The sequence below is a fragment of the Streptomyces sp. H27-H5 genome (assembly GCF_026627505.1).
GTDB lineage: Bacteria > Actinomycetota > Actinomycetes > Streptomycetales > Streptomycetaceae > Streptomyces.
The window spans coordinates 1-5,170 of sequence record NZ_JAPNLK010000206.1; the positions used below are offsets into that span (position 1 = coordinate 1).

The 5,170-nt window shown below is 71.3% G+C and carries 4 protein-coding genes; all 4 read right to left on the reverse strand.

The features are described 5' to 3' along the window. Nucleotides 1-89 precede the first annotated feature (89 nt). On the reverse strand, nt 90-902 hold the full coding sequence (locus tag OTB19_RS41480; RefSeq protein WP_324290591.1) for a DUF6286 domain-containing protein: 813 nt from the start codon (nt 900-902) through the stop codon (nt 90-92). A gap of 194 nt (nt 903-1,096) precedes the next feature. Then, nucleotides 1,097-1,354 carry a hypothetical protein gene (locus OTB19_RS41485; RefSeq protein ID WP_267804045.1) on the reverse strand — a complete coding sequence of 86 codons (258 nt, stop codon included), beginning with the start codon at nt 1,352-1,354 and terminating at the stop codon, nt 1,097-1,099. Continuing rightward, a complete protein-coding gene (locus tag OTB19_RS41490; protein WP_267804043.1) occupies nt 1,351-1,839 on the reverse strand; it encodes an Asp23/Gls24 family envelope stress response protein in 489 nt (162 codons plus the stop codon). Before OTB19_RS41490 ends, OTB19_RS41485 begins: the two co-directional genes overlap by 4 nt. 749 nt (nt 1,840-2,588) lie before the next feature. Beyond that, on the reverse strand, nt 2,589-5,030 hold the full coding sequence (locus tag OTB19_RS41495) for a cation-translocating P-type ATPase (RefSeq protein WP_267804044.1): 2,442 nt from the start codon (nt 5,028-5,030) through the stop codon (nt 2,589-2,591). Nucleotides 5,031-5,170: the final 140 nt, after the last annotated feature.

Below are 5,170 nucleotides of genomic sequence, written 5' to 3' on the forward strand. Positions count from 1 at the left end.
CCACCTCCGACCTGGACGATCTCCTGGCCAGGCTCGACCAGCACACCGCCGATCACCCAGAAGAATCCTCCGCCGCCAAGGCCGCGTGATCAACCCCCGAAGGACTTACGACGCAGACCACTTAGGGCGAGCGGGTGGGCCAGACAGAGTCCGTCCAACGCCTGATTCATGGTGTGGGTGAGATCTGTGTCGATCTGCAGTGGGTCGCCGAAGCTGCTGACGGCTCGCACGGTGACCCGGCGACGTAGGCGTACCCGCGCGGTGGTGACGCCCGGCACGCTCAATGCAGCATCGCGCATGGCGACGGCGGCGCTGGTGCGGTCCAGGGCGGCGCGCGGTGCCGGGTCCTGGTCCTGCGGGCGCAGGGGCAGCTGACGGCGCCGGCCAGGTGTCAGTGCCGGCACGACGAGCCACAGACCCAGCGCGGCGCACAGGACCGCTGTGAAGATCGTCCAGGCACTGCCCAGCGAACGATCACTCAACTGACGGACCAGCGGGCCCTGGGCCCAGCGGGACAGATCCTCCTGTCCTGCGGCCACGATGTCGTAGATGAGCAGCCCTGACGCGCCCATCACCAGCATGGCTGTCAGCGCGGCGGGGATCCGGCGTGCCGCCCACCACCGGGACGGCACGCGCGCCGTGTGCTTCGCGGCCGCGCTGTCGCCCCCGACGAGGGCCGGACCGCGGGGCCCAGGATGGGCCGGTGGCTTGGTGAGGTCCACCACGGGGCTCCGCGGTGTGCCGACGGGGTCGATGATGAAGTGCTGGATCCCGACGCGAACCTCGGGGACATGAAGGCCCGTCATTTCGGCCAGGCGCACGGCGACGTGGTCCTGCAGTCGGGTGCAGACTGCCGAGAGGTCTGCCGGGTAGGGCAGGTGGATCTGCAGCGCAACCCGCACCGCACCCCCGGCGGTGGCAATCCGGACGTGCGGGGCCTGCGTGCGCTGCCCAGGACTGGCGTGCGCTTCGAGTGCGTCGCTCGCCGCCCGAGCGGCGATGCGGGCTACGGCCCTGTCCTCAATGTGCGTGGTCCCGCGACCCAGCGCCGCTACGGCTGGTGGCCGGTGCGGCTCGGGCGGCACCAGGGCGGTACTCATCGTCGGCCGCCGCGTGCCCCCAGAAGGGCGCCCAGGTCCAGGCGCCCCTCCAGGACAAGCCCCGTCGCCAGCCCCGCCGTTCCCATGACGGCCACCAGCAGGAAGGCGAAGAATCCGCCGAAGTAGCCGGCGAACCCCAGGGCCATCCCGGCCAGCAGGCCGATGCCGGTGATGTCTCCGCCGGCGCTCCGCCCCGGTTCCGTGTCCGACGCGTGCTCACGCCAGGTGGTGCGCTCCAGCGGGGGACGGGTCACTGCACCCGGCTCTCGCCGGGGGCGGAGTCGTCGTCCTCCTGGGGCAGGTGGACGTCGACGACCGAGATGTTGACCTCCACGACATCCAGGCCGGTGGTCCGCTCCACCTCGGCGATCACGTGCGCGCGGGTGGTGGCGGCGATGTCGAGGATCGCTACTCCGTACTCGACCACCACGTCGAGGTCGACGGCAGCCTGGCGCTCGCCGACCTCGACCCTGACGCCGCGGGAGAGGTTCGAGCCTCCGCCGGGGACGTGATCGCGCATCGCGCCGAAGGCCCGGCTCATCCCGGCGCCCAGGCTGTGGATACCGGGGACCTCGCGGGCGGCCATACCGGCGATCTGAGCCACCACGCTGTCCGCGATCGTCGTCCGGCCCCGGGACTCCGGTACGGGCAGGGCGGAAGCGGTGCGGTGGCGCAGGTCCTTGCCCGTACCGTTGGGCACGCTCTCGACGGGAGGGGTCCGGGTGATGGTGTCGGTCATGTTCTCTCCTCGAAGCAAGCACCTCGGGTGCCCGGAAGGGCACCGCATCCGCTTGCCTCCACCGACAGTGTGCTCGCCGGTATACCGACAACCGAAGGGCCGAACGGCCCTGCCCGCCGGGCCACTAGGGCCCCGGAATCGCACCGCCATGCCCCCGACAGAGAACCGCACCCAGCAGGTATGACGTATGGGTGCCGAATGCAACGGGGCTGGCCCGGCGCGACAGTTGTTACGCGCGCCGTGCTGCGGCCTTTGACTCCTGGGATGTTGATGAGCTCCGGCCATCCCAAAGTGGTCGGCGGGAACGCCGCAGCCGGTCGAAGACCTCGCTCCCGCTTGCACTTGGCCGACTCGGATCGGCGGTCGCCGTCCGGCGGGATGGGCGGCCCACCGCCTCTCACTGCGGACGGGATGGCATCCCGTCAGCGGGACGGTCGCCCGTGGACGCACCGCCGGAGAGGGTAGTTCCCGCGCGCCGCCGCTCCCCCTTCCCGTCACTCGTCGCCGAGTTCGAGGGCATCGAGCCGCTTCCCCACGCCCGGCAACTGCTCGCTCCTGGCGACGTCATGGGAAAGCCGGCGTCGGCGACGCCGACCTGAGCGCTACTGACCCACCTCTTCGCCAGCCATAACAGCGCCGTCGACGACTCCTGCCCGCCCATCAGCGTTGATGCGCTCCCGCAGCTCTACGATGCGGCCCGCCGGCCGCACGCCCGGTAGTCGGCGGCCCACAGCCGAGGCCGTTTCGCCTCAGCCTTGAGAGATCGGCGTCGTTCGTGGCCGCGTGTGGAACGCGGACCGTACGACGCGGGCCGCGGTGAAACTGATCAGGGCTGTGGCAGCCGCCAGGCCGATGCCGGTCAGGTTGAGCGGTTCGGTTTCCAGGATCGACCGGAGTGCGGGGAGGTAGAGCGCGGCTGCCGCGAGGAGTGCGGAGGCGAGCACCGCCAGGGGAAGGAAGAGGTTCTCCTTGGTCAGCAGGCGGGCTCGCAGGCCCAGGACCACTCCGAGCTGGCCGGCGAGCAAGGCGAGGAAGAGCACGCTCTGCCAGGGCAGGTCCCAGGCGCGTGCGGTGAGGGCGGCGGCGAGGCAGGAGGCGGTGACGACGGTGGCGAGCAGGAGGAGTCGCTGCCAGGCGCCGGCGCCGAGGATGTGCTGTCCGGTCGGGCGGGGAGGCCTGTTCATGGCGCCCGGTGAGACGGGTTCGGCGCCCATGGCGACTCCGGTGAGGCCGTGGGTGAGGAGGTTGATCCAGAGGATCTGACCGGCCCGCAGGGGCAGGGGGAGGCCGAGGAGGGGGCCGGCGAGCATGACGAGGATCTCTGCCGTTCCGCCCGCCAGGCCGTACACGAGGAAGCGCCGGATGTTGTCGTAGACGCGACGGCCTTCCTCGACCGCCGCGACGACCGTCGACACTTCGTCGTTGGTGAGCACGAGGTCGGCCGCCTGCCGTGCGACCTCCGTGCCGCGTGCGCCCATGGCGACGCCGATGTCGGCCTGGCGCAGGGCGGGTCCGTCGTTCACGCCGTCGCCGGTCATCGCGGTGACGGCCCCGCGGGAGCGCCAGGCTTCGACGATGTCCAGCTTCTGCTGGGGATTCGTGCGGGCGAACACCCTGACGGCGGTGAGGTCCTCGACCTGGCCGGCGGCGATGTCCGCGCCGGTGACCACGTCCTTGGACGAGGTGCCGGCAGCGAGCAGTCCGACCTGGGCGGCCACGGCTCGCGCGGTGGCGGGGTGGTCCCCGGTGATGAGGATGGGGGTGATGCCCGCGGCCCGGCAGGCGGCGATGGTGGCAGCTGCCTCCGGTTTGGGCGGATCGCTGATGGCGACCAAGCCGAGCAGGTGGAGACCGGACTCGGCGTCGGCGGCGTCGTTCGGCACGGCGTCCCGTGTCCCGGAGGCGATGGCGAGGACGCGGAAGCCGCGTGCGGCCAGCAGCGCGGCCTGCTGTCCCGCTGTGTGCAGCAGGTCGGGGGCGTCGGCGAGGACGGCGGGGTCCAGGATCGCCTCGGGTGCGCCTTTCAGGCAGACGAGCACCCGGTCCTCGGCCGTTGTGTGCAGGGTGGTCATGCGTTTGCGCACGCTGTCGAAGGGGGCCTCGTCGGCGCGCGGGTGACTTTCGTGGAGGGTGGCCTGATCGGCGCAGCCCGCTTTGGCCGCGGCCGTCAGGAGGGCCGCTTCGGTGGGGTCGCCCAGTGCGATCCAGCGGTCGTCGGGCGGGGCGGGTCCCGTCGGCGGCCGGACCGAGGCGTCGTTGCAGAGCGCCGCCGCTGTCAGCAGTTCGCGTAGAGGATCCCATTGCGCCGGCGTCGGGGGTCGGCCGGCGATCAGGACGTCACCCTCCGGTTCGTAGCCGACGCCGGAGAGGTCGGCCGTGGCCTGGGGCATCCAGACGTGCTGGACCACCATGCGGCCTTCGGTGAGGGTGCCGGTCTTGTCCGTGGCGAGGACCGATACGGAACCGAGCGTCTCCACGGCGGGAAGGCGACGTACGAGCGCGTGCCGGGTGGCCATGCGGCGGGCGCCGAGTGCGAGGGCGAGGGTGACGACGGCCGGCAGGGATTCCGGTACCGCGGCCACCGCGAGGCTGATGGCGGTCACGGCCATGATCCCGACGGGCAGGCCTTGCAGGAGGCCGAGTACGAAGACGACCAGGCATAGTCCGAGGGTGGCGGCGGCCAGGATCCGGCCGAGAGAGGCGAGGCGGTGTTGCAGTGGTGTCGGCTCCCGCGCTCCGTCCAGGAGGGCGGCGATGCGGCCGAGTGCGCTGGCCGCGCCGGTCGCCGCCACCGTGGCCACGCCTCTCCCCCGTACGACGACGGTTCCGGCGCTCAAGGTCGTACCTCGTTCCTTGTCCACGGCGACGGACTCTCCGGTGAGCATGGACTCGTCGACGAGGAGGGCCGATGCCTCGGTGAGCTCGGCGTCGGCGGCGACGATGTCACCTTCGCCCAGGAGCAGCACGTCACCGGGGACGACGTCGGTGGCCGGGACTTCGCGTGGCGTGCCCTCCCTCAGTACCCGTGCTCCCGGGGCCGACATGGCCGAGAGGGCGGCCACCGCGTTGTCGGCGCGGATCTCCTGGGTCACGCCGACGGTGGTGTTGAAGAGGATCACCAGGCCGATGACGACGGAGTCGGCGTGGTCGCCTATGGCGATCGTGAGCAGGACCGCCCCGATCAGGACCATGATCAGGGGGTCTTTGAGCCTGGATCCACCGCGTAGTGGTCGGGCTGTGGATGGAGAAATCAGAAGAGGTGCCCGCTGACCTGGGATGATGGGAGTTTCTACGCTTCCATCAGACCCGAGCAAGAGGGCACCTCGTAAGT

What these genes read in the sequence shown, in the direction of transcription:
- OTB19_RS41495 (WP_267804044.1), bottom strand. Translation starts at nt 5,030, where the DNA reads ATGGTCCTGATCGGGGCGGTCCTGCTCACGATCGCCATAGGCGACCAC.
- OTB19_RS41490 (WP_267804043.1), bottom strand. Translation starts at nt 1,839, where the DNA reads ATGACCGACACCATCACCCGGACCCCTCCCGTCGAGAGCGTGCCCAAC.